This is a genomic window from Corynebacterium sp. HMSC034H07 (assembly GCF_001815175.1).
Lineage (GTDB): Bacteria > Actinomycetota > Actinomycetes > Mycobacteriales > Mycobacteriaceae > Corynebacterium > Corynebacterium hiratae.
Window position 1 is genome coordinate 1 of the sequence record NZ_KV819504.1, and the last position, 338, is coordinate 338.

The window sequence follows — 338 nt, forward strand, 5'->3', positions numbered from 1 at the left end:
GTTTGTTGATGTCGTGGGGCCTGATGTGTGGTTCAAGTGATGGGGTGACACAGTGTAGTAGCCATGCCGCTTAGTGGATTGTTGGTGTAAGCGTGTGAGGTGGTGTGTAGGCAAATCCGCACACCGTATGCCTGAGGCGTGATGCGTAGCCCAATTGGGGTGAAGTTGGTGATCTAGTACTGTCGAGAAAAGCCTCTAGCGATGTGGATGTATGGCCCGTACCCTAAACCGACACAGGTGGTCAGGTTGAAAATACTAAGGCGTTCGGGTGAACTGTGGTTAAGGAACTCGGCAAAATGCCCCCGTAACTTCGGGAGAAGGGGGACCACACGACTTAA

At 52.4% G+C, this 338-nt stretch carries 1 rRNA gene; it reads left to right on the plus strand.

The annotated features are described in order from the left end of the window. A 23S ribosomal RNA gene (locus HMPREF3009_RS02980) occupies positions 1 to 338 on the plus strand; the annotation flags it as partial.